The following is a 25,912-nucleotide window of genomic DNA, read 5'->3' as shown; positions in this document are numbered from 1 at the left end:
CACGGAGCACTGTTTTTTATTTCCTAAGAAATTTTGTTTCGTCATCATCTTTTGTATGAATTTTCCATATTGGTGAAATGGCTTTTCCTTGAAAACGGTCTTTTGCTACAGTGTACCAATAATAATCTTCATTTGGCTTTAAGCCCTTCCACTCAAAGCTTGCTTTTTTGCCGCTTTTTACGCCGCGCGCTTCTCCTAGAAGAACATTCGTATACACATTGAGTTCAAAATAATTGGTTTTGACAGATTTCATTTTCGGTGTCAAATCTACATCGATTGAAAATTCATCCTGATCTCCATACGTTTTAGGATCATAAAAATGCTCTTGATTCAAGTAAGGAGAGTATGTCGTAAAATGAAGTTGATTTTTTTCTTGATCGGCTGTTATGACCCTCATAAACCCTTGACCACCTTCAGGTCCTGACTGATAATCGGCGAGTATTTGATATACTTTCCTGTCGACTTTTCCATCATGGTCATCATCAAGCTCATCTACTTTCCTGCTTGCTCCATGGTAATGGCCGCTAAATACGGCCACAATATTAGGATGGCGTTTCACCACTTGGTGGAAGATGAGGTCGCCAATCGGGCTTCGGTTGCCGCTCACTAACAAATACTCATGGAAATTTAAAATGACGATACGATCTGGATGCTCAGAAATTACACGGTTTAACCAATCAATTTCATCTTGCTTAATCCCCCAGCCCATGTACACCATCATATAATCATTGCCACCGGCAGAGATGAGATCATAATGACCTTTATTGTTTCGATAGGATTCACCATAGTAAGGCTTATCAGCAAAGCGTTTTTCCCCGAAATATTTCCCGTATTCCGCATATAAACCGTCCTTGTGTCTAACATCATGATTTCCTGCTAAAACACCATAGGGAATGTGATTCTCATCTAATACACGCATAAATGTATCAGCACGCTGCCATTGCTTATCCTTTGAATCATCCACAATATCGCCTGTATGGAACACATATTGAATGTTTAATTTTTCCCTCTGATCTCTGATCCATTCGACCATTTGTTTAAAGATATGGGGATAGCTCTTTGCATAATATTGAGTGTCAGACATCCATACCATCTTATATGGCTTTTGCGATTTGCTGATTTCATCCTGTACTAGCAAATCAAACGTTTGATTCTTCATGTACTGTCTCACTGACAGTAGCCCTTTCAGATAAAATTCCTTTTGATCCTTGGCAAAGTGATGAGTGATTTTATCCCACTTTTCCTGCTGGTGATTCCACGCGTACATTGTCACCTTTCTCCCTGACAATGAACTCCCTTTCCATACAGCTTCGACGACATCCTTTTCACGTACACTATGATGAACCTTAATTTGAAAACGATGATAAGGAAAACGCTGTAAATCCTTCGTTTCAACTGACTTTCCATCAACAAATGCAATGCGGTTCCTTTCTTGATCAGAAAAAATCATTTCTCCTTTTTGGAGATAACTCTTAGGCGGTTCTGTCTCTGCTGCATACTTAAAAATCTTCATTGAAGGATGCAGCGATGTATATTGATAGGCACGATAAAAAGAGTAATCTAACTTATCATTCGTTGGATCCTTGGTTAGCACAGTTTGTTTTGATGATTTCATATTCGTCTTATCTGCCACCCGCTCTGGTGTTTCTGGATGCTCATGTACCGTCTTGAACTCTTTTTTTAACGTCGACATGTTACCAGCTGCGTCTTTTGCTTTGATCGTAAACGTGTGCTTCCCAGGCTTTAATTCACTAGAGGACGTCTGATATGGCAAAGAAACTGGTTTGCCATCCACATATGCCTTCAACTCCTCTATGTCACTCCAGCGATCCGTAACTTTTGCTTTTAATGTAAAGGCGCCTTTATATTGATCCTTTACTTGTACGTTGGTCTTAATTCTCGGCCCAGTGTTATCAACTTTCACACGTACTGAAGCGTGCTCGTCTGAGGTTTTGGCCTCAATCAGGTGCGGCCCTTCTTTCAGCCTTTTTGTGTCCCACTTTATATAGGTTGAAACATACGCCTCTTTTGGAATCTCAAATTGAAACGTTCTCACCTTTTTTGCGTTCCCGCTGTCTCCCATTCTCCATTCTTTTAGCGGCTTCGCATTGATTGGCGGAATTTGTGTTCCATTTGATAAGATCATCCTGACGTTTTTCAATTCAAAATCATCATGATTCTCTCCAGGCAGCCGGTCCACCGGAGAAGACTTTGTGCCAGCGTGAAAAGAGATCGTTTGGAGACCTGCCTTTTTTATCTCTTCTTCGGGTATTGGCATTGTATAGGTACGGTACACTTTTGTCGAATCATCAAAAATAGAAAGTAAACGCCTACCTATAGACACACCATTTTTAAAATATAAATTTGTTCCTTTGACATCAAATGCGATATATGGATCTGCTTCAAGGGCAGAGGATACTTGCTGATTCCGTTTTCCATCTATCCGCAATTCGATGCTTTTTTTCTGATCAGACGTTGCCTTTAATGAAAATAAACCTGATACCGTATCTCCCTCTTCCACATTGAATCGTAGACCGTGGGCTTTGCTGACCTGCTCCACATCAATCGTTTTTTTCAACGTCTTGGCTTCATTTTCGCCGTCTGACGCTTCAAGCTGATATTCCAATTGTTCTTTCCCAATCAACTCAGGTGAATAAATAATATGATGAAATAACCGGTCATTATGGTCTTTTTGCAGCAGGATTTCCTTAAACGGATCTTTTCGATTCGTTCGATAGCGCAGCTTGACGGTTTTCACGGCCTGATCATCTTGGACATCTGCTTTAATCTCTACACTTTCAGTTGGTTTCACCGGCTTCCTTACCGTCATATCTTCAATCACAGGTTTATGGATATCTTGAGAAATTTCCTTTTTTTCAGATGGAATTTGTGCTTTTAGCACTTTACCTGGAGTGGGTTCTTCCTCAATTTTCGAAATCAGCTTCGTCTGCGTCGTACCATCCATTGGATACTTAAACAGCAAGGATTTATGCTCGCTAAACCATGATGGCTTCAAACGAAAAGCGGCAGAAGAAATTTCTTCACCTATATTTGTTGTGATCGAAACAAGACGAGATTTAGAGTTGGACAGCCCTTTGCTCTCGATAATAGATAGATGCTCGCCCTCTTTTAATTGGCTTTTGTACATGGCATTAAAGTCCGCTGTCGTTAAATGCTCCTGCCCTTTTTTTCTCAGCCAGAATACATAAGGTTTTCCAGGTGAAATGGTGACTGGATTTGTGTGAAAGGAATATACATCATCCATTTCAATGCCCTGTGCAGGATTGCGGTAGCGGAGCTGATAATGTTTAAGAGAGATAGGCGCATGTGTCGTGTTATACACTTCGATAAACTCAAAAGCATCTTTGCCTTTTCGGTTTTTTGAATTGACGACAATTTCTGTGATGAATAAATCCGGAATATGTGAAAGATCTTCTTCAAATCCATTTAAATGAACCGATTTCTCTGCCGTTTTGATTACTGATTTTTGCGTAAGGAACTCTGTATAGTAACGAACGGTTGGATTCCATAATTGATCTGGCGGAATTTTCGCTGTAAATTCTGGCTTCATCCCTGGCAGCCGTTCCATTGGAATCAAGCGGTACCCCAGTTCATCACTTTGTTTATAATACAAGTTCGCAGACAAAATCTGTTCTTGGTCACTAATGGACGCACGAAACTGTAGATCATGGCTTTTTCCTAGAACCGGGCGGACGTCCACATGAAATTGGTCAAAGATAAAAGGCGAAAAAGGCTTGTCCGGTACATTCACTTCTGTTTGAAGAAAAGGTCCTGCTGAAGCAGGCTGACTGAAACAAAAAAGAATGATAAAAAAACATAAAAGCATGATTTGTCTGCTCACGTTCACCATCTTGCACCGCCTCCCTTCGGATATTGTGTCTCCTGAAGGTCGTTTTTATGTCAGATGGAACGGAGAAACGATGCAAATTTGCACAAAAAAACCGTTAGCTTTTTTTCGCTAACGGCTCTACAATTCCTTTTTGTATCAACAGATGGAAAATGGATAAAATGACAGCCATCCAAATGGCCGTTCCGAATCCATCAATGTTAAAGCTATCTCCCATAAAGCTCGATGTCATCATGAGTGTAATCGCATTGATGACAAATAAGAACAATCCTAGTGAAAGGACGGTCACTGGAAGCGTTAAAATGATCAAAAACGGCTTCACTAAAATATTGAGCAAGGACAAAATGATACTTGCCACAATGGCTGCGCCAAAACCTTCAATATACACGCTCCCGAGCCCAGGCAGAATGCCCGAATCAAAATATCCAGCAATGACGATTAAAAGTAATGCATTTACTAAAATACTGACGATCCATCTAAGCATTTACTTAGTGCCTTCTTCCGGAACAACAAAATACCAGATGAAGTAGATCAGGAAGATCGGCATAAATGCTGTCAAAAATCCGATGATGACGGTTAAAATGCGAAGCAGCGATGCATCCACACTTAAATATTCCGCAAGTCCACCAACAACACCCGCTATTTTTTTATCTGTTGCTGAACGATAAAGCTTCTTCATGTAGAATCACTCCTTGTCTGATTGGTGCTTTACTTGTATTGATCCTGTTTTTGTTTCTGCAAAAATGGATATACTGTGCACCGCTTGTTGATTGGCTTTGATCATTTTCTCTTTTTGTAATGTTTCATTTTTTTCTTTAATCATCTCTGCTTCAAGTAAATCGTGAGAGATAGACCCAAGATTGCTTTTCAGCTCAGCGGTCACTGCACATGCACGCGGAATCTGAACGTCCACACTGCCTGTTGTCGTTTTCGCATAGATGGAACGGCACTTTTCATCTGACAGCTGAACAGCAATATTTCCATTAAAGCTTTGAGCATCAATTGATTCACTTTTCCCGCGCAGGTCTATGAGCCCATTGATGGTTTCTACTTCAATCATACCACACTCGTGATCTGCCAGTTTGATTTGTCCGTTTGCTGTTTCTATTCCGACTTTTTCTGCTTGTAACGAAGCAAAAGAGACAACACCATTTGTCGTTTTCGCGGCAAGTTCTTTTGTCTTTAGCTTTTCCCCGCGAATCGGTCCATTAAACAGCTTGACCTTGATCTTATCGTATTGGATACGCGGTACGTATAATGTAACATTGACTTTCATCGTCTTCTTTTCGGTTCGAATAAAAAATTTATCTCCTTCAAGCCCGCAGTCCAATTGATTGAGAAATTGCTGTCTTGCCTGCTCTCCATCCTCTGCACGGTAAATTTTTGCATGACACTCTGCTCGAATATCTCGATCGTCCCAAGGCATCACGTTGAGGCTGCCGTTCGCCAATTGAATATCTAAATGGGAAAGCGATGCGTCCTTGAACTGAAAAATGTGCTCAACATCAACGGACTGTCCAAAGTTCAAATCAAGATCCACGTCTTTTACCTTTTTCACCGCAGAGTCTAACCAGCCAAACAGCTTTGCCCCAAGATTTTCGGTGCCGTTTCCTTTGCTCTCTGCTCCAGCTTTTTCTTCATGAAAGGTGTGATCAGCCGTAGACTTTTCTAATGAGACTGACTGACCTTCTTCTAGTTTTTCCAGCAGCGTAATTGCTTCTTTTGCTGATAATACTCCGTCTTCTACTAATTTTAAAATTCGTTCTTTTTCATTCATACAAAGCCCTCCTAAGATTTGATGGATTGAAGTACTTTAATACCTTGAATGATATTCCAAATGACAGAGATCAAAAAGCCAATGACTACTAAAAAAGACAAGATGAACACCGTCATGACTGGAATGAGCGAGTCACCTGCCTGTGTCGTCAATAAAAATGGGATAGACCCAAAAATCAACAGAATGCACGCTGCGACCGGCAAAAGATGTGACCATAATGCCCGCAATGCGTGCCGCTTCGTTTCCTTTTGATCTACTACAAAAAACGCCACGATCGGTACGATAAACGGCATAAATAATACACTAAAATAACAAATAGAAGCAATAATCGACTGATCTCTATTCATATATATTCGCTCCTTCATAACGAAAATCCCTTTCTAACTCATACGTTTATTGCGTATAAAAAGTTTCAAAATCATTCGATTTACATATGACCTTAGACACAAATTATTTCTTTTTGCACCTAAGAGTAGATTCTTCACAGATTACCCTTTAAAATATGTTGAAAAGATGGTGATTATCATTATAGGGGGTAATTATTTTGACAGATCATCATAATTCAAAACATACGGCTCAAACGCTTTTAGACCTTATACAGAAACAGAAAAGCATGAACAGCGATATGATCAAGGAACTTGAGACCATTCATCCGTCTCATCCAAAGTATGGTGATATCCGTTATTTAAAGGTACTGCTCGACAGCAGCAGCACCCATATTTTAAAGGATTTAACGCACCTCAGTAATTTAATGCCGAAGGAAGATATGCAGTAAAAGAAAACCCCTCTTATCGAGGGGTTTTCTTTATGAAGAAGTCACACTTTCCGTTTCTTTAACCAACTGTTTCATGCGTTTACGGTCACGCTCTAAAATAGGCTTCAAGTATTTTCCTGTGTAAGATGCTTCTTCTTTTGCAATGTGCTCAGGAGTGCCAGAGGCAATGATCGTTCCGCCGCCTGCACCACCTTCTGGTCCGAGATCAACGAGATAATCAGCAGCCTTGATAATATCAAGGTTGTGCTCAATGACCAACACCGTATCTCCGTTTTCAACCAAACGCTGAAGCACTTTTAATAAACGGGCAATATCATCCACATGCAGTCCTGTTGTCGGCTCGTCCAAAATATAAAGAGACCTTCCGTTTGAACGGCGGTGAAGCTCAGATGCCAATTTCACGCGCTGCGCCTCTCCTCCGGACAATGTCGTTGCAGGCTGTCCAAGAGTAATGTATCCAAGCCCCACATCATAAATCGTTTGAAGCTTCCGCTTAATTTTCGGGATATTCTCGAAAAATTGGAGTGCGTCCTCCACGGTCATTTCAAGCACGTCAGCAATGTTTTTTCCCTTATATGTGACCTCGAGTGTTTCGCGGTTATAACGTTTCCCGTGACACACTTCACAAGGCACATACACATCTGGCAAAAAGTGCATTTCAATTTTGATGATGCCATCCCCGCGGCACGCCTCACAGCGGCCGCCTTTGACGTTAAAGCTGAATCTGCCTTTTTTATAGCCTCGTACCTTTGCTTCGTTGGTTTGTGCAAACACCTCCCGCACATCATCAAAGACACCTGTATAGGTGGCAGGGTTGGATCTTGGTGTACGGCCAATTGGAGATTGATCAATATCAATGACCTTATCCAAATGATCCATTCCTTTGATTTCTTTGTGCTGCCCTGGCTTCGCCTTCGCTCTGTGCAATTTTTGTGAAAGTGATTTTAATAGAATTTCATTCACAAGCGTACTTTTTCCTGAGCCGGATACTCCGGTCACAGCTGTAAAGACGCCAAGAGGAAACTTCGCATTCACGTTTTTCAGGTTGTTTTCTTTTGCACCTTTTATCTCAATATAGCGGCCGTCAGGCTTTCTTCTCTCAATTGGCAGCGGAATAAATTTCTCACCAGATAAATATTGTCCTGTTAAGGATTTCGGGTCCTTCATGACTTCTTCTGGCGTTCCAGCTGAAATCACTTCTCCTCCATGAACTCCTGCTCCAGGTCCAATATCTATTAAATAATCAGCGGCTAGCATGGTATCTTCATCATGCTCCACGACAATCAGTGTGTTCCCGATGTCACGCATATTTTTCAACGTCCCGATCAACCGGTCATTATCGCGCTGATGCAGACCAATGGATGGTTCATCTAATATATAAAGAACACCTGTCAGCCTTGACCCGATTTGAGTCGCCAGGCGAATCCGCTGCGCCTCTCCGCCTGATAGTGTGCCAGCCGACCGGCTCAAATTCAGATAATCTAATCCCACATTATTTAAGAAGGACAAACGCTCTTTGATTTCACGTAAAATGAGCTGGGCAATCTGCAAATCTTTCTCAGATAACTCAATTTTTTCATAGAAATCAAGGGCATCAGAGACAGACAAATCGGTGATTTCTCCGATATGCTTGCCATTGATGAGAACCGCCAGCGTTTCTTTTTTCAGACGATATCCTTTACATGTCGGACATGGCTGATTGGCCATATATTTTTCCATTTGTTCACGAATATAATCTGAGCTTGTTTCCTTATAACGCCGTTCAATATTACGAAGAACGCCTTCAAACTCAATTTCATTTTCACGTACCTGACCAAAATCATTTTCATATTTAAAATAAATCCGTTCAGATCCGCTTCCATATAAAATTTTATCAAATAAATGCGATGGGATATCTTTCACTGGAATGTCCATGTCGATGCCATAATGTGTACAAACAGCCTCAAGAAGCTGCGGATAGTATTGCGAGCTTTGCGGCTCCCATGGTGCAATGGCATGCTGCCGTAAAGTCAGATCCTTATTAGGAATGACAAGCTCAGGGTCGACTTCCAGTTTTGAACCGAGCCCATCACAGCTCGGGCAGGCACCAAAAGGACTATTAAATGAAAACATTCTCGGCTCAAGTTCACCAATAGAGAACCCGCAATGCGGACAAGCATGATGTTCGCTGAATAACAGCTCTTCTTGTCCAATCACATCAATCATCACTCGGCCTTCTCCCAGCCGCAGCGCCGTTTCAAGGGAGTCAGACAGCCGAGCAGCAACGCCTTCCTTCACGACAATTCGATCAATGACTACTTCAATGGAATGCTTCTTGTTCTTTTCAAGCTCGATATCTTCTGAAAGATCCTCCATCTCTCCATCGACTCTCACTCGTACATAGCCCTGCTTCCGAATTTGATCAAGCACTTTCACATGTGTTCCTTTGCGGCCGGATACAACTGGCGCAAGCACTTGTAATTTCGTTCTTTCAGGATACTCTAAAATACGATCTGTCATCTGCTCAATCGTTTGTGACGTAATTTCAATTCCATGTATAGGACAAATCGGTTTTCCGACTCGAGCATACAAGAGACGCAAGTAATCATAAATCTCAGTGACAGTACCAACTGTTGATCTAGGGTTTCGGCTCGTCGTTTTCTGGTCAATACTAATCGCCGGAGAAAGACCTTCAATGGCATCTACATCCGGTTTATCCATCTGCCCAAGAAATTGGCGTGCATACGCTGAAAGAGATTCAACGTACCTGCGCTGACCTTCTGCATAAATCGTATCAAAGGCAAGCGACGATTTTCCTGAACCAGATAATCCCGTAATGACCACTAGCTGGTCACGCGGGATATTGACATCAATATTTTTAAGGTTGTGGGCTCTAGCACCTTTCACCTCTATTCGTTCCATAGCCATCAGGCAATCATCCTTCCGCTTTTAGCTCTAGCAATAGATCTCTTAATTCTGCTGCTTTTTCAAAATCAAGCGCTTTTGCTGCATCTTTCATTTCCATCTCGACTTTTTCGATCACTTTTTCTCGTTCTTTTTTGCTCATTTTCGAAAGCTTTGGTGCTGCTTTTGTTTCGTATTCTTCTGAATCCTCATGTATCTTTGTTGCCTTAATGACATCTCGAATTTTCTTATGGATCGTTTGCGGGGTAATCCCGAATTTCTCGTTATATGCTTCTTGCTGTTCCCGTCTTCGCTTCGTTTCTTGAATCGCAATGTCCATCGATTTCGTCATATTATCTGCATACATAATGACTCGGCCTTCTGCATTTCTCGCTGCTCGGCCAATCGTCTGGATGAGGGATCTTTCAGAGCGCAAAAAGCCTTCTTTATCCGCATCTAAAATGGCCACGAGCGACACTTCTGGAATATCCAGTCCTTCACGAAGAAGGTTGATTCCAACAAGCACATCATATTTACCGAGACGCAGATCACGGATAATCTCAATCCGCTCAAGGGTCTTAATCTCTGAATGCAGGTAATTCACCTTGATTCCGATTTCTTTTAAGTAATCTGTGAGATCCTCAGACATTTTCTTCGTCAGCGTGGTCACGAGTACACGCTCATTTTTCTCAACTCGTGCATGAATTTCTCCAATTAAGTCATCAATTTGTCCTTCAATCGGACGCACTTCAATAATTGGATCAAGTAAACCTGTTGGGCGGATAATTTGCTCCACGACCTCTGGCGTTTTCTCAAGCTCGTACGGGCCAGGCGTTGCTGATACATGCACAATATGGTTGATATGCTTTTCAAACTCATCAAAGGTGAGCGGTCTGTTATCAAGTGCTGATGGCAGGCGGAATCCGTGATCAACCAACACTTGCTTTCTCGCTTGGTCCCCGTTGTACATGGCGCGGATTTGCGGAATCGTCACATGCGACTCATCGACCACAATCATAAAATCATCTGGGAAATAATCAAGCAGTGTGTAAGGTGTTGAACCAGGCGGACGCAAGGTCAGATGTCTTGAATAGTTCTCAATTCCTGAACAAAAGCCCATCTCTCTCATCATCTCAAGGTCATATCTTGTCCGCTGCTCAAGACGCTGCGCTTCAAGCAATTTTCCATTTTCGCGAAGCTTTTCAAGCTGTTCTTCTAGCTCTTGTTCAATATTGATAATGGCTTTTTCCATTTTTTCTTCTCTTGTGACGAAGTGAGATGCTGGGAAAATCGCCACATGATCACGATCACCAAGTATTTCTCCAGTCAGCGCATCCACTTCACGAATACGTTCAATTTCATCACCGAAAAACTCCACTCTGATACAATGCTCATCTCGTGAAGCAGGAAAAATCTCAACGACGTCTCCTCGGACTCGGAAGGTTCCGCGCTGAAAATCTATATCATTACGAGAATACTGAATATCCACCAGCTTACGAAGAAGCTGATTGCGTTCAATCTCCATTTCAGTACGCAAAGACAGCACAAGCTCTCTGTATTCCTCTGGCGAACCTAAGCCATAAATACAGGACACACTGGCAATGATGATGACATCTCTTCTCTCAAATAACGAGGACGTAGCCGAGTGTCTCAGCTTATCAATCTCATCATTGATGCTGGCATCCTTCTCAATAAATGTATCGGTCTGAGGTACATATGCCTCTGGCTGATAATAATCATAGTAACTCACAAAATATTCAACAGCGTTATTCGGAAAAAATTCCTTGAATTCGCTGTATAACTGACCGGCAAGTGTCTTATTATGCGCAATGACAAGTGTCGGTTTGTTCACTTCTTTGATCAGGTTGGAGACAGTAAAGGTCTTTCCCGTACCTGTAGCACCTAACAGCGTTTGATGCTGTTTCCCCTGATGGATCCCCTCAACAAGCTTTTCAATCGCCTTTGGCTGATCTCCTTGGGGCTGATAGTTAGAAACTAATTCAAAGCGGTCACTCACATCAAAGCCTCCGTTTCGTTTACGAAATCTATCTAATGAATATATTATCATAAAAGAACACAAAAATACGAACTAAAGTTCGGCTCTTACTTGATTTTTATTTCCAATACAGTCATACCCTCTCTCCCATGGCAAATAACCCTCTTAAGAAAACCTTCCTTTCAGTATGGAACATTTTGGAGTGAGATATTCGATGAGCAGAAAAAGAAAGCTGCGCTTACTAGAAATCGTAAGCACAGCTCTTGTTTAAAACATGTCAGTTTTCAGCCATCATGCTCTTGATGGCGATGACATCACTGATTTTCTTCAGCTTTTTCTTTTTTTTCGATTTCTTTCTTAGCCATAAACAAAGCCCCAGCTATTAAAGAAATAATATCTAATCCCACAATAAAGTAGGTTTCTGTATAGCCCTTCATGTACGAAGCAAATAAAAGCGCTGCTGTTAACGCAATGCCCACGTAATGATTGTAAGTAACCTTTGAAAATAAAATAACGAGCAAGAAAGGAAAAACTAGTGCAAATATGGCTTTTGTAATCACAAAAACCCTCCCTCTTCATGGTCTACTTCCTTGATTATAGTAAAGATTGGCATATTGAACAATTCACAGTTTTCAATTTCGCCTTTTTTCTCCATGTTCGGAGACTTTTGTTTTAGAAATAGCAGGAAATTAGTGAGATTGTCCCCTTTGTAAAGATAGGTCTTTCCGTCTTTGACAATAACATCCAATCAATCCTATGATTAAAATGATAGTGCGCACTATCATTTTAAAAAATAGAGAGACATACAAACCATTGGCTATTTGGATAAGGGGGCATTCCCATGTATTCAGTTTTATTTCATGCGGCTGAAGAATCCGCATCACTCGCAGGGGCAAAAGGCCTGAATTTAATCAAATTAAACAATCACGGCCTGCCAGTCCCAGATGGATTTATTATTAAAACCAACAGCTTTGAGAGCTTTCTTTCATATCACAATCTGCAGCCAGCAGAACAAAACCTTTCTCAAAAAATCAAAGAAGCATCGTTTCCTTTACAAATGGAAGCAGAGCTGCTTTCGTCCTTTCAATCCTTGCGGAAGACTTACCCCTCAGTTGCAGTCAGGTCCTCTTCTGTTGCTGAAGATCTCGAAGGCGCCTCATTTGCAGGACAGTACGAGACTTATTTAAATATCAAAACAAATGAAGAGTTTTTACAGGCAGTCAAAGAATGCTGGTCTTCTTATTTTGCAGCGAGAGTCACAGAATATAAGGAAGAGATGAATGAAAATGAGGAAGATATGCCGCTCATGGCCGTTGTCGTTCAAGGATTGATCCATTCTGACGTCTCCGGTGTCATCTTTAGTGAGAATCCCGTATCGGGGAAAACAAATGAAATGATGCTGACCGCAAGCTACGGATTGGGAGAAGCAATTGTCTCCGGCCTTGTGACACCAGACACGTTTATTGTAGATAAAGAGAACTTTTCGATTGAAAAAACACTTGGGGCGAAAGAGCTACAAATTGTTCCTTTCCAAGAGGGTGTCATCGAGGAGCCAGTATCGGAGGAAATGGCTGGCCAGTTTTGCCTGAACGATGATCAATTGAAGGAAATCACACAAATCACGAAACAAGTAGAAGAACTTTACGGACATGGAGTCGATATCGAATTTGGAATTGCAGATGGGTCGTTTTATTTACTTCAAGCAAGGCCGATTACTACAGCTCTTCCAAAAGCAGTAAATGAAACAGCAGGTGCTTCTTTTCAAATGAAGCCAGAAGAGCTGCAGGATTTCTGGATTTCAATGGATGATCATATGCCTGGTCCAACGAGCCCTCTTTTCTCAAGCCTGATCATACCAGCCTTAAAAAGCGGGATGAAGAAAAATGGAGAAAAGTATCAAGTACCTGATATGAACATCAAAGATATTAAGCTTTACAGAGGCCACCTATACTCAGCACCGGATCTGCCAGAAGCGCAAGAGGGAGCTGCACCCGTTTTTGATGAAAGTATATTTGAGTTATTTCCTCATTTAAGTGAACGGATGTATGAGATTCTAGAGAAAAATTTCTTTCCATTTTACGAAAAACTCGATCGCCAAATGAAGGAACCTATGACCATTGAAAAAGCCATCATTGGTTTTGAAGAATTAAAGGATTTTTATATTCAAGCATATGATGATCATTTTGATATCGTCATACCACAAGTCATTCTATCAGCCATCATTGAAGACATGCTTGTAACGTATACTGGTGATCAAACCCAAGTCGTCTTGCTGCACGAAATGATGATAGGCGTGATGAACAAATCTCTTGAAACAGACAAGGTGCTATCTGATATCGCAAAAGATGTCCTTCAAGATCCAGAACTTCATCAAGCATTTATTCAACATGAAAAGAACTCGGAGCTGTTACATGCACTCAATCACTCGGAAAAAGGAAGGCATTTCATTTCGAAATTGGAGGATTTTCTCCAAGTTTACGGCTGGCGATCTATTAAAAGTCATGACCTTACAGATGAGACTTGGGCAGAAAACCCGAAGTTTATATTAGATATCATCAGAAATAACATCCATTGCCATTGTGATTTTGATGAAGAATTTGCAAAAGCAGTGATCAAAAGACAAGAGACATATAAACATTTTATGAATCAAGTGAAGGATGAATCGTTTAAAACAAAATTTGAGACGCTGTATCAATTTGCCCTTCGAGCAGCGAATATCCGAGATGACCACCACTTCTATATTGATGCCATGTTAGATGCAAAGGCCCGGGTATATCTATTAAAAATAGGTGAACTTCTTGTACAAAAAGGATCCATTCCTCATCAAGAAGATCTTTGGTATCTCTACGAGGAAGAGGTACAAAAAGCGCTCACAACGTCTATCTCATTTGATTCGGTTATCCAGCAAAGAAAGATAGAAATGAAGGAAAATGAAGATATTCAACCACCGGCTTACATTGGTACACCAACTGAAGCGGAACTGCAGCAAGTAGAAAGAATGCTTGGTTCATTAAGAGAAAATGAAAACAACACACACGATGTGATCCATGGAATTGGCGCATCCAGCGGTATTGTTTCTGGAAGAGTAAAAGTCATTACATGTGCTGACGAATTCTCACAATTTCAAAAGGATGATATTTTAGTTTGTAAAACGACCACACCTTTATGGACGAGCTTATTTAGAGATGCGAAAGCAGTTATCACCGATGCTGGAGGCATTTTATCTCATTCAGCTATTATCGCAAGAGAGTATATGATGCCAGCTGTCTTAGGTACTAGAATAGCAACTGAAACACTTCAATCCGGTGACCTTGTGACAGTAGATGGCAGCAATGGACGCATTCAGATATTAAAACAGTACTCGCGTGCATAAACTTATCTTTTTGGATGATATTGGCGGTCATAGGTTTTATCGGTATACTTACTTTGTTGCAAACACATTCATAACCTGAGGTGAGTATGCTTGTTAAAATCTACAAATCAACGAATCATTCGCGCAACAATGGATTTATTAACTGAAAAGGGCTATCAAAAAACAACAACCAAAGAAATAGCGACAAAAGCGAATGTGAGTGAAGCAACTATTTTTCGCAACTTTAAAAACAAACGCGGCGTGATTGCTGCCATTATGAAAATGAAATCAACACCGACAAAAACCCTAGAAGCAGAATTCAAAGGCGATTTATACACCGATTTGAAGTTTCTCGGTACCTATTTCCTTGAAGATTTGACTGCCAAAAAAGAATTTATTTATATCAGCATGCGAGAACCGGCTATGTTTAAGGATTTAACCAGTCACGAAAAAATATATCCTCAAGAACTAAGAGAAATGCTCATACAATATTTCAAAAAGATGGGTGCCCAGCATCATGTATTAAAAGGAAATGAAGACATTTATGCAGACATTTTCATTAGTACGTATTTCGGATTTTTCATTCAGCAGCTAGAGCAAGATTTTCAACTCGTTCTCACACAAAAAGAAGATTTTATTGAAACATGCACACACATTTTCATGAGAGGAATTTCTCCCGCTTAAAGGGTGAAATTCTTCTTTTTTACAAAAGGTGGTATACACATTGAAGTTAAAAAAAGAGAGTTTCGTCATCTATTCTTTGTTGCTTGGAGCTATACTAGTTCCAGTCAATTCAACGATGATCGCTGTCGCTCTATCATCCATATCAACTTATTATGATCAATCCCTTGCAAACATCACTTGGGTTGTCACAATTTATCTTATTGTCATGGCAGTCACTCAGCCTATCGCTGGTAAGTTAGGAGATATATACGGACACAGGCGAATGTATTTAATTGGGGTCATGCTCTTTTTAATTGGCTCAATTGGATGTGCTTTAGCTCCTAATCTAGCTTTTCTCATCACTTTTCGTTCCATTCAAGCAGCTGGCGGTGCTATTTTAACACCGAATAGCATTGCATTAATTCGTGCAACAGTATCCCCCGAAAAACTGTCTAAAACAATGGGGTATTTTGGGTTTGGAGCCGGTATTGGTGCCGCACTTGGACCTTTTATTGGTTCGATTCTTATTCAGAGTTTTGATTGGCATTCTATATTCTTTGTCAATATCCCATTCTTGTTCCTTACACTTGTTACCGGCGTATTACTCATTCCAAAAACAAAGCATACACGCTTACAAGCAAATGTAGACATCACTGGTTCACTATACTTAACCATCGGGATTGCCACACTCATTCTATGCACTAAAAGCCAATTGCTAAATGAATACTTGATCTATGGAATTCTAGCGTTGATCGTCATTCCTTTATTCTTTAAACATGTACGAAAAGTAAAGAATCCGATTATCGATTTGTCGCTTTTTAAAAACAGTTCATTTACAAACGCAAACCTGTCGATCATGCTAAGTAATTTTGTGATGTATGCCATTCTTCTAATTATGCCGCTGTTTATGGAACAACAACTTGCACTTTCTCATACACAAAGCGGTATTATTCTATCAGTATTTTCTCTTTGCATGTCTATTAGCGGCTTGTTAGGGGCAAGACTCCATCCGAAAAAAGGCGCGAAAAAAATGATTGGCTTTTCATTTCTCTGTCTCACTTTATCAGGCATCATGTTAATCACACTCAGTCAGTTCCCTACCTTACCACTGCTTATCGTGACACTTGTCGCAGGCGGAATTTCATCAGGTATTGGAATGACCAGTATGCAGATGGCTTCTTTAACGTCTGTTGATCAAAGCTTATCTGGTTCAGCATCTGGTATTTTCTCTACCTTTCGATATTTTGGCAGTATCATTTCGTCTACATTGATTGGGATCATGAGTGGTTTTCAATCTTTATTTATTGTATTAATGGGTGCAGGCATTCTTGGTTTCCTTTTATCTCAACGTGTAAAAACCAAATCAACCTCCCCATCATCTGAACATTCCGCCTAATGACTCCCTTGCTCTATGTTTAGTTAGAGCGGGGAGTTTTCATCATTTGTATCACTGTAAACTATAGCGAGTGCATCCATCAAATCCTGAAAATCATCTTTTAAAGAAGAAAAAATGGTATATGTCCAGACAAAAAAGGAACTTCAGGTACAAATGGACTCCCTCACTTACCTAAAAGCTTTTTTTTCATTCTTTCAGCATGGATAACTTCAATTTTTTTTCACAATTTTTGTGGTATGATTTTGAAAATAGAGAACGCAAAGGAGCGGAAGAATGGAACGTGTGAAATATGTTTTGATCTGTTTATCAGCTCTACTTTTATTCCTGACAGGCTGTGGAAAAGAACAGCAATTTACGCCGCCAGGCAGCTCTCAATCCATCGCTGTCATCTCTCAATTAAAAAAAGCCTCCTTTTCAATAGTTGATATACAAAAAAATAAAATGCTCTCTTCTGTGGATTTAAAACACCCACTCACTGATCTAATTCAAATCAATAAAGACGTCATCATCGCTACAAGTAAAGAGGGAGAATCCCTTATCGAAATTAATCTAAAACAAGGTACAGCGACAGATTATATGAATGTGGATAAAGGACTGACTTCCCTTACATATGATGCAGCTTCTCATACATTAATCGCTGCCAACTCACAGAAAAATGTCGTTTATTTTATTGATACGGAGCGCAAAAAAATAAAATCGACTGTGAAAACTGGAACATTACCTTCTTCTATGACTCTTTCTTCATCAGGTATTTTATTTGTTTTAAATGCAGAAAGTCATACTGTCTCCGTCATAGATATTGAAAAGGAAAAAAATATACGTACGTTTTCTGTACTTGAACGGCCTTCTGGGATTCATTTTGATGGACAGTCCATTTGGATCGGCGGTCACGGTAAACCAGGCACCTTAAATAAGAGTATTTTTGCTTATGACCCTAAAACTGGAAAAAAACAGCGAGAAATAAAGCTAGGCGTTATGCCTGTTGCATTTTTTCCAGAGAAAAATTCTTCTATTTTATATGTACTATGTCATGGAGATCATACGCTATACAAAGTAGATACCAAAACAAATAAACAGCTTGCTTCTGTTGAAACTGGTCAAAATCCGAATTATATCACCGCTGATACGACATCAATTTATGTGAGTAACTTGGATGACAACTCAGTATCCATCATCGATAAACACTCACTTATCATGAAAAATCAACTGAATGTCCCATCAGGACCTTATGCTATCGTGTTGGAGGAAAAGAAATGAAGGAACAAATGCGTATTTTAATCGTAGATGATGAGCTTGATATGCTTGAGTTAATCGGGTCTTTTTTAAACAGACATGGCTTTCACATTATCACTGCGAATAATGGAAAAGATGCCTTGCATCAGCTTGAAAAGGAATCTGTTGATCTTGTTGTATTAGATATCATGATGCCTGACATGGATGGATTTGAAGTCTGTCAGCGTATTCGACAAACATCTCAAATACCGATTTTATTTTTAACAGCGAGGAGTTATGAAGAGGACCGAATTAGAGGACTTGAAATTGGAGCGGATGACTACATCATGAAGCCTTTCAGTCTGCGTGAGCTTGCAGCAAGAATCGAAACCACTCTGAGACGAATTAGAGGTCTTTCGCTAAAGCGCACCCGAATACAGATTGGTGACATGGAGATTGATCAAGATGGCAGACAAGTTTACCTCCATCAACAGCCCGTTAATTTAACAAGAAGAGAATTTGATTTACTCATGTTTCTTTTGCTCAACCAAGGACAAGTGTTTTCACGAGAACACCTTTATCAAAAATTGTGGGAATCACATTCAACGAGCGGCTCTTTAAGAACTGTCGATACACATATCAAAACGCTGCGACTGAAATTAAAGGAAGCCGAACGATATATTAAAACCGTTTGGGGTGTCGGCTATAAGTTTGAGGAGGAAGAATGAAGCCATTATCGATTAAAAAGAAAGTACTCTTCTTAATCCTTGCAGTGATCGGAATCGTTGCAGCCTCAGCGCTTGCCCTTACCTTTTACTTATACCAGCACTTATATATTGATAAACAGATCGATTCCTTAAGTTTGCAAGGTAAGAAGCTGGCAGAAATCTATCACACACACGGGAAAGACAAGTATTTTAACGACAGAATGAAGTGGGCAAATGACTCAAGTCAGGCGAACGTTATTTTTACAGATGATCCAATGGAGCTTTCAAGTGGTCTTCCTTTTGATACGGACACAAATGATAATCTCATTACGTTCAAGGAACGCCAAAAGCTCCTTCAAGGTGAAACCGTCGTGTTAATTAGAGAACACCCAAAGTTTCACCAAGATATTCTTGGCATCGCCATCCCTGTTTTCTCAAGCAATGATGATCTATCGGGAACTATTTTCCTCTCCATGCCCTTATCAGATGTATATGAACCCTTTGTCCAAATTAGATTGACGCTTGGCATATCCATCTTAATGATTCTGCTCCTGATATTCGTGATTGGATATAAGAGCTCCAATAAAGTAGTGCAGACAATTAATAAAATGAAAGAAATTGCAATGGAAATGGAATCTGGTGACTTCTCAAAACGAATGGCCGTAACCAAAAAAGGAGATGAGTTAAACCAGCTTAGCCGCTCCTTTAATAAACTGTCTTCAACCCTCGAAAAAGTTGAACAGCACCGCAGGGAATTTCTTGCGAATGTCTCTCACGAACTTAGAACGCCTTTAAGTTATATGAAAGGCTATGCAGAAGGAATTGAAGAAGGGATCATTGATCAAAAAAAGGGAATGCAAATCATCCAAGATGAGGCCACACGTTTAAGCCGGCTTGTGCACGACCTTTTAGATCTTGCACAGTTAGAAGGTGACTCTTATCCACTTACGATGGAGCCAATCGTTTTTGCACAGCTCATCCACGATGTTCTTGATCAAATGGCATTCATCGCTGACAAAAAAAGCATTACTTTCAAACGAACGCTTGAAGAGGATTGTATTGTTTATGGTGATAGCGACCGTCTCCAACAAGTAATACGTAATTTACTCGATAATGCCATTCATTACACACCATCTGGAAAATCAATATCGATTGAATTACAAGTTCACCAAGGTGTTGCTGAATTGAAAGTGACTGACGAAGGCAGCGGTATTCCAAAAGAAGATCTCCCACATGTTTCTGAGCGATTTTATCGTGTAAATAAAGCACGAACAAGAAAGGATGGCGGCTCTGGCCTTGGGCTAGCCATTGTCTATCAAATCATCAAAAAACATCATGGAACATTCGGCATTCAATCTGAACCTGGCTTTGGTACGACAGCCATCATTCAACTTCCCAATGCTTCATTCAATGAGAGCTCACCTACTCTATAGCTACTCACATATTTTAAAATATCATTTGGAATTACTACTTTATCAATAAATTAAGCATCCATAGGATTTTCTACAACTTGAACAGCTCTTTTCACCAAGAGCTGTTTTTATTTCTAAAAAATAAAAAAATGGTCTTTTTTTATTAACATTTTATTCATATTTGCTTGTTACACTTTTTTCAAGTGAAAAAAAGGAGTGACTTGCTTTTGATCAGACGTTTTCAGAAATTTGATATTTATTTATTTTTCATATTGATCTTATCTGCCATCTTAAACATTTATAACATTTGGGAAGATGACACGGTGAATGCGTATTATACTGCGGCTGTCACAAGTATGATGCAAAGCTGGCATCATTTCTTCTTTGCTTCATTTGATCCAGCAGGATATGTCACGGTGGATAAACCCCCGCTCACCTTCTGGCTGCAAACGATCAGTGCCAAAATTTTTGGTCTGCATGGATGGAGCGTCATCTTGCCTCAAGCTTTAGCAGGCATTGGATCTGTTTATCTGATCTACCGTCTTGTCAAACCAACTTTTGGTCAAGCAGCGGCGAGATTAGCGGCACTTATCATGGCGTGTACACCTATTGCGGTTGCTGTATCTCGCACAAATAATATTGACAGCTTACTTGTCTTTATACTTTTACTAGCAACAGGAATGATGTTCAAGGCTGTAAAACAGCAAAAGGTGCTTTGGGCGATTGCTTCGTTTGCGATGATTGGCGTCGGCTTTAATACAAAAATGCTGCAAGCCTATATGATCGTACCAGCACTCATTCTTTTTTACATCATTGCCTACCGAACGACATGGAAGAAAAAATTGTTATCACTGATGATTTCAATGATTGTTCTTTTAGGTGTATCTGTTTCTTGGTCTATAGCAGTTGATCTCACTTCCAAAAACAATCGCCCTTATATGGGATCAAGTCAATCGAACTCAGCACTAGAATTAGCCTTTGGTTACAACGGTCTTCAGCGGTTGACTGGTCAACAGTCTGGCGGGGGCGGCGGCACAAATCAGGGTGAGGGACAGCCGCCTTCACAGCAGGGTGATCAGCAAAATGACAATGATTCATCCACCATGCCTCAGCCGCCATCTCATGGAAATCAAAACAACTCAGACAATTCAAACCAATCATCCAGTCAGAAACAGCCTTCAATGCAAGGACCACCAAGCAATGCAAACGGCACAACACCACCTGATATGCCTTCAGGCGGTAATGGTGATGGACCGCCAAATGGCGGGGGCGGAAAAATGGGAAATGGCTCCGGCATGTTTGGTACAGGAACCAAGGGACCGTTACGTCTGTTCCAATCTGAACTGTCCGATCAAATCAGCTGGCTGCTTCCATTTGCAATCTTCGGTGCGATTGGTATCTTCTTCTCGACTGCCTTTGAAAGAAGACGTCTCAATACAAAACAAAAAGAAACACTATTTTGGTTAGCATGGCTTATACCTGTTGCTGCATTTTTCAGTGTAGCAGGATTTTTCCATCATTATTATTTGATCATGCTGGCACCGCCAATTGCTGTATTAGCAGGAGCCGGATGGGTTTCTATGACACAATTATTTCAAACAGGAACTGGCTTTAAGAAATGGCTGCTTCCAATTGCGATATTCGTCACAACCGCATTTGAAATCTTTATCCTATCTACTTTTACAAGCACGATCGGTCTTGGACTAAGCATTGCAATCGGTATCATTGGTGCTGGAACAATCCTTTCTTTGCTTTTGATGAAAGGAAAAGAAAAACTAAAACAATTCGTGTCTCTCATCGCCATCCTTGGCATGCTGATTGCACCACTATACTGGGCAAGCACACCTCTTCTTTATGGGGGAAACAGTATGCTTCCAGAGGCTGGTCCTCAGCTTGCAACTTCAAGTGGCAGCATGAGTTCACAAGTCAATGAAAAGTTGATCAGCTATCTTGAGAAAAACAATACGGGAGAAGAATTCCTATTCGGAACAACAGATGCAACCACTGCTTCACCTTACATTATTAAAACAGGAAAAGCTGTTATGGCATTAGGTGGATTTAGTGGATCTGATAACATTCTCACGCTTAGTGAATTCAAACAGCTCGTCAAAGACGGCAAAATCAAGTACTTCTATCTTTCTGGTATGAGAGGCGGCAGCTCTGACATTCTCACTTGGATTCAAAAAAATGGCAAAGAAGTATCTGCTTCTAAATGGCAGAACAGCTCTACATCCAAAACGAACCAGCAAACAGACAGCCAACAATCAGAACAAAATGATCAGTCAAATGGAAGAATGGGCGGAATGGAAAGCGGCACTCTTTATGAACTATCCGTTGATTAATTCATCTATTAAAAGGGAGGAAGGATGACTGATGGAAAAGAACATACGATATTCTATTGTAGTCCCAGTCTATAATGAAGAACTTGTGATCCATGAATCCTATCAGCGACTGAAAACAGTCATGGATTCGACGGGAGAAGCATATGAGCTTCTCTTCGTCAATGACGGTAGTATGGATCGTACAGCTGAACTAATTAAAGGGTATTCCCAAAACGATCCGAATGTAAGACTCATTGATTTCTCACGTAACTTCGGACACCAAATTGCCATTACAGCTGGGATGGATTATGCAAAGGGAGAAGCGGTCATCGTGATAGATGCAGACCTACAAGATCCGCCTGAATTGATATTAGAGATGATCGCAAAATGGAAAGAAGGCTATGAAGTCGTATACGCCGTGCGCACCAAACGAAAAGGCGAAACTTTTTTCAAAAAGCAAACCGCTTCCCTTTTCTATCGCATTTTACGTCAAATCACCGAAGTAGATATCCCAATCGACACCGGTGACTTCAGGTTAATGGATCGTAGAGTGTGCCATGAAATGAGAAAAATACGAGAAAAAAATCCATTTGTTCGCGGCCTAGTCAGCTGGGTAGGTTTCAAACAAATTGCAGTAGAGTACGTTCGAGATGAACGTCTAGCAGGAGAAACAAAATACCCGCTCAAAAAGATGCTCAAGCTCTCGATGGATGGAATCACTTCCTTTTCCTATAAACCTTTGAAGCTAGCGAGTATAGCAGGAATTGCCCTTTCCGCTATCGGATTCATTTCAATGTTTCTTGTACTTTACTTAAAGCTTTTTACAAACAGCACCATTACAGGATGGAGTTCATTAATTGTCATACAGCTGTTCTTTAGCGGCATCATCCTCTTTATGCTGGGAATGATTGGAGAATACATCGGCCGAATCTACGACGAGGCAAAAGATCGACCACTTTACATCGTAAGAGAGAGCTACGGGCTTCAGTCAAAGCCCCAGCCTGTTCAACCCCCTGTTCATTTCAAGCAATACAAACAGCATTAAAAAAGCGTGTGAGACCTCTTTAAAGGTCCCTCACGCTTTTTGTATTAAGCGGCTGTGTCAAACCGCTTTCTATTGATGAAGAAAGAAAGAGTAATTATTAAATAAATGCCCATTGTGACCATCGTTTGGATAATTGGAGTTGTTGACACAACGCCAATGAAAATGGCAATGATCGCAATCACAGAAAACCATGTTGTGAAAGGATACAGCTTCACGCGATATCCTCCTGGTTCTGTTACACTTCGAGATTTTAAATGCCCGACAGCAATAATAAACCAGATGAATAAGACCGTATAGCTTAAAGATCCCATTAAATAATTAAAGGTTTGACTTCCTACAAAAAGAGAAATCAATACAGCGGCATACAATGTAGATGTACACACTAGGATCGCTCTAACAGGCACCTGCTGCTTTGATAGCTTTGAGAAGCCCTTCCATACACGCCCATCCATCGCTTGCGTGTAAAGTACCCTTGAGGATGCGTACAGCCCAGAGTTCATAGAAGACAAGATCGCTAATAAAATGATACCGTTCATGATGTCACTTGCATATGGCACGCCAATCGTTGCAAACACGGTGACGAATGGACTCACTTGCTCATTGTTTACTTGATTCCAAGGAATCAAGCTGACGATGATGAAGAACGGCAGTACATAGAAACCGATGATTCGTACAAATGTACTTTGAATGGCCTTTGGGATGACTTTTTCAGGGTTTTTTGTTTCTGCTAATGTGACCCCGATCATTTCAGTCCCGCCATATGAATACACCACAACAAGCATGGCCGCAATTAAGCCGCCTGTTCCATTCGGGAAAAATCCTCCGTGGTCGGTTAAGTTGGATAATCCCGGTGCTGCATGCTGACCAAATGAGACAAACAACATGGTTAACCCAATGATAATAAATAAAAGAATGACAGCAATTTTAATAGAAGCTAACCAGTACTCCGTCTCAGCAAACATTTTAACAGAACAAACATTGATCAATGTCACAACAAGTGAAATGATTAACACAAGTATCCAAATCGGCACTTGTGGGAACCAGTACTGAATAAAGATCGCAGATACGATTGCTTCTGCTGCAATGTTCAGCACCCACATTTTCCAGTATATCCAGTCTAAGAAATAAGCCGGATATTTGCCTAACACCGGTTCAATTAAATCACGGAATGTTCTTGCGCCAGGTCGTGCAACCGTCATTTCGGCAAGTCCTTGCATAATAAATAATAAAATAAGACCACCAATCATATATGCCAAAATGACAGCAGGACCTGCGATATCAATAGCAGAGCTGCTTCCTTTAAACAGACCAGCACCAATTGCTCCGCCAAGTGCGAGCATCATAATATGCCTTGACGTCATTGTTCGTTTTAACTGCACATGTTCCTTTTCCATTTTCTATAGCTCCTTTAAATTTGAATCTTCAGACAAATATAGGATAAAAGCATATAAAAAGGCCAGTCATCTCCTTGAAGAGACGACTGACCTTGCAACCGCGTTACCACTCTAATTGATTCAGCCATAGCTAAATCCAACTTAAAACCCGTTAACGGAGGTCACACGTAAAGACTTACTATTCATTCAGTCTTACCGCTCTTTGAGCGAGTTCAATGATTCGTTTTACTGCGTTGCACCACCCCGCAGCTCTCTAAAAAAACGGATGTTCATCTACTATTCTCAAGTCAAAGCGTTTATAGTCAATTTGTATATTCATCAAAGATTTTATTTTTTAAATATACTGACTAACCACGCAATTGTCAACATCCTTTTTCAGACATTCTCTTTTAACGAATCCAAACAGCGACTTCATCCATCGGACGGCGCGTTTTGCCGCGCTTCGGCTCAGTCACACGATAACCAAAGGCTGCCATGACAGAAATATCATACTGACCATCCTCAAGCAGCCCTTCTTCATCTAGAATGCGATGAATCTCATCGTAGCTGAATCCCTCGACCGGGCATGAATCAATGCCAATTTGTGCAGCGGCTGTCATCATGTTTCCAAGAGCAATATACGTTTGTTTTGAAGCCCAATCAAAGAGCGTGCGTTCATTTTCTAACAAATGAAGATCATTCTCTTGGAATTCTTGGTAGCGTCCCTTCACCATCTCGAACGTTTCGTCTGACATTCCTTTGATTTGCTTGTTGATATATTCTGCATATGCTGAATCATAACGGGCGTCTGTTCTTGCCAAGATGATCACAAAATGGCTGGCAGTAGGAAGCTGCTTTTGCGCTCCCCATGTATACTCTTTTAATTTTTCTCTCAATGCTTCATTTTGAACAACGAGGAACTTCCAAGGCTCAAACCCTACAGAGCTTGGGGAAAGTCTTCCTGTTTCTAAAATAAATGCAAAATCATCCTCTGGTATTTTTTTCGTTGGATCAAACTCTTTTGTCGCATGGCGGAACTCATACGCCTCAATGATTTCTTTTTTTAATTGCTCTTTGTCTCGCATTGTCTTCATCCTTTCTATTAACCAATTAGGGCGTTAGTTTCATCAAT

Annotated in this window: 19 protein-coding genes and 1 other annotated feature; of the genes, 9 read left to right on the top strand and 10 right to left on the bottom strand. The window is 40.6% G+C overall.

Translation table 11 applies throughout. The annotated features are described in order from the left end of the window. Positions 1-16 precede the first annotated feature (16 nt). The 5 genes from EV579_RS12300 to EV579_RS12280 form a co-directional block, all read right to left on the bottom strand. Complete coding sequence (locus EV579_RS12300; protein WP_133744524.1) at positions 17-3,871, bottom strand: metallophosphoesterase; 3,855 nt, start codon at positions 3,869-3,871, stop codon at positions 17-19. A 94-nt stretch (positions 3,872-3,965) separates the two neighbouring features. After that, positions 3,966-4,352 carry a phage holin family protein gene (locus EV579_RS12295; protein WP_024423577.1) on the bottom strand — a complete coding sequence of 129 codons (387 nt, stop codon included), beginning with the start codon at positions 4,350-4,352 and terminating at the stop codon, positions 3,966-3,968. Continuing rightward, complete coding sequence (locus tag EV579_RS12290; RefSeq protein ID WP_024423578.1) at positions 4,353-4,547, bottom strand: PspC domain-containing protein; 195 nt, start codon at positions 4,545-4,547, stop codon at positions 4,353-4,355. Positions 4,548-4,553: 6 nt separating this feature from the next. Beyond that, entirely contained in the window at positions 4,554-5,645 is a 1,092-nt protein-coding gene (locus EV579_RS12285) for a DUF4097 family beta strand repeat-containing protein (protein ID WP_133744523.1), read from the bottom strand. 11 nt (positions 5,646-5,656) lie between these two features. Continuing rightward, the gene (locus tag EV579_RS12280) at positions 5,657-5,992 is read right to left on the bottom strand and encodes a hypothetical protein (protein ID WP_024427655.1); all 336 of its coding nucleotides are present in this window, start codon (positions 5,990-5,992) and stop codon (positions 5,657-5,659) included. 197 nt (positions 5,993-6,189) lie between these two features. On the opposite strand from EV579_RS12280, the gene EV579_RS12275 reads away from it, so the two are divergent. Beyond that, positions 6,190-6,420: a hypothetical protein gene (locus EV579_RS12275; RefSeq protein ID WP_133744522.1), complete on the top strand. Its 231-nt coding sequence runs from the start codon at positions 6,190-6,192 to the stop codon at positions 6,418-6,420. 30 nt (positions 6,421-6,450) lie between these two features. Here EV579_RS12275 and uvrA read toward each other — a convergent pair whose 3' ends face one another. The 3 genes from uvrA to EV579_RS12260 all read right to left on the bottom strand — a co-directional run bounded on the left by uvrA (position 6,451) and on the right by EV579_RS12260 (position 11,859). Next, a complete protein-coding gene (gene uvrA / locus EV579_RS12270) occupies positions 6,451-9,327 on the bottom strand; it encodes an excinuclease ABC subunit UvrA (RefSeq protein ID WP_133744521.1) in 2,877 nt (958 codons plus the stop codon). A gap of 7 nt (positions 9,328-9,334) precedes the next feature. Beyond that, on the bottom strand, positions 9,335-11,320 hold the full coding sequence (uvrB, locus tag EV579_RS12265) for an excinuclease ABC subunit UvrB (RefSeq protein WP_024423583.1): 1,986 nt from the start codon (positions 11,318-11,320) through the stop codon (positions 9,335-9,337). A gap of 293 nt (positions 11,321-11,613) precedes the next feature. Next, positions 11,614-11,859 (bottom strand): CsbA family protein, encoded by a 246-nt coding sequence (locus EV579_RS12260; protein ID WP_044334235.1) that lies wholly within the window; start codon positions 11,857-11,859, stop codon positions 11,614-11,616. Between the two features lie 281 nt (positions 11,860-12,140). Between EV579_RS12260 and EV579_RS12255 the strand changes: the two genes are divergently transcribed. From EV579_RS12255 to EV579_RS12220, 8 genes are all read left to right on the top strand, one after another. Next, positions 12,141-14,672: a PEP/pyruvate-binding domain-containing protein gene (locus tag EV579_RS12255; protein ID WP_133744520.1), complete on the top strand. Its 2,532-nt coding sequence runs from the start codon at positions 12,141-12,143 to the stop codon at positions 14,670-14,672. A 90-nt stretch (positions 14,673-14,762) separates the two neighbouring features. Continuing rightward, a complete protein-coding gene (locus tag EV579_RS12250; protein WP_103131667.1) occupies positions 14,763-15,335 on the top strand; it encodes a TetR/AcrR family transcriptional regulator in 573 nt (190 codons plus the stop codon). A 40-nt stretch (positions 15,336-15,375) separates the two neighbouring features. Then, complete coding sequence (locus EV579_RS12245) at positions 15,376-16,710, top strand: MFS transporter (RefSeq protein ID WP_133744519.1); 1,335 nt, start codon at positions 15,376-15,378, stop codon at positions 16,708-16,710. 273 nt (positions 16,711-16,983) lie between these two features. Next, positions 16,984-17,967, top strand: a complete 984-nt coding sequence (locus EV579_RS12240; RefSeq protein WP_103131669.1) for a YncE family protein — start codon at positions 16,984-16,986, stop codon at positions 17,965-17,967. Beyond that, complete coding sequence (locus EV579_RS12235; RefSeq protein ID WP_103131670.1) at positions 17,964-18,650, top strand: response regulator transcription factor; 687 nt, start codon at positions 17,964-17,966, stop codon at positions 18,648-18,650. Before EV579_RS12240 ends, EV579_RS12235 begins: the two co-directional genes overlap by 4 nt. Then, positions 18,647-20,062 (top strand): HAMP domain-containing sensor histidine kinase, encoded by a 1,416-nt coding sequence (locus tag EV579_RS12230; RefSeq protein WP_133744518.1) that lies wholly within the window; start codon positions 18,647-18,649, stop codon positions 20,060-20,062. Before EV579_RS12235 ends, EV579_RS12230 begins: the two co-directional genes overlap by 4 nt. Before the next feature lie 206 nt (positions 20,063-20,268). Further along, positions 20,269-22,383, top strand: a complete 2,115-nt coding sequence (locus tag EV579_RS12225; RefSeq protein ID WP_133744517.1) for an ArnT family glycosyltransferase — start codon at positions 20,269-20,271, stop codon at positions 22,381-22,383. A gap of 31 nt (positions 22,384-22,414) precedes the next feature. Continuing rightward, the gene (locus tag EV579_RS12220) at positions 22,415-23,407 is read left to right on the top strand and encodes a glycosyltransferase family 2 protein (RefSeq protein ID WP_133744516.1); all 993 of its coding nucleotides are present in this window, start codon (positions 22,415-22,417) and stop codon (positions 23,405-23,407) included. Between the two features lie 44 nt (positions 23,408-23,451). Here the strand turns inward: EV579_RS12220 and EV579_RS12215 are convergent, their stop codons facing one another. Then, positions 23,452-24,801, bottom strand: a complete 1,350-nt coding sequence (locus EV579_RS12215; RefSeq protein WP_133744515.1) for an amino acid permease — start codon at positions 24,799-24,801, stop codon at positions 23,452-23,454. 75 nt (positions 24,802-24,876) lie between these two features. Next, positions 24,877-25,101: a binding site (T-box leader), on the bottom strand. A gap of 89 nt (positions 25,102-25,190) precedes the next feature. After that, positions 25,191-25,865, bottom strand: a complete 675-nt coding sequence (locus EV579_RS12210; RefSeq protein WP_041115583.1) for an NAD(P)H-dependent oxidoreductase — start codon at positions 25,863-25,865, stop codon at positions 25,191-25,193. Between the last annotated feature and the right edge of the window lie 47 nt (positions 25,866-25,912).

It is taken from the genome of Bacillus sp. BK450, from assembly GCF_004364885.1.
Classification (GTDB): Bacteria; Bacillota; Bacilli; order Bacillales; family Bacillaceae; genus Bacillus; species Bacillus safensis.
Note: the sequence above shows the minus strand (reverse complement) of the source record. Positions and strands in the feature narration are given on the sequence as shown.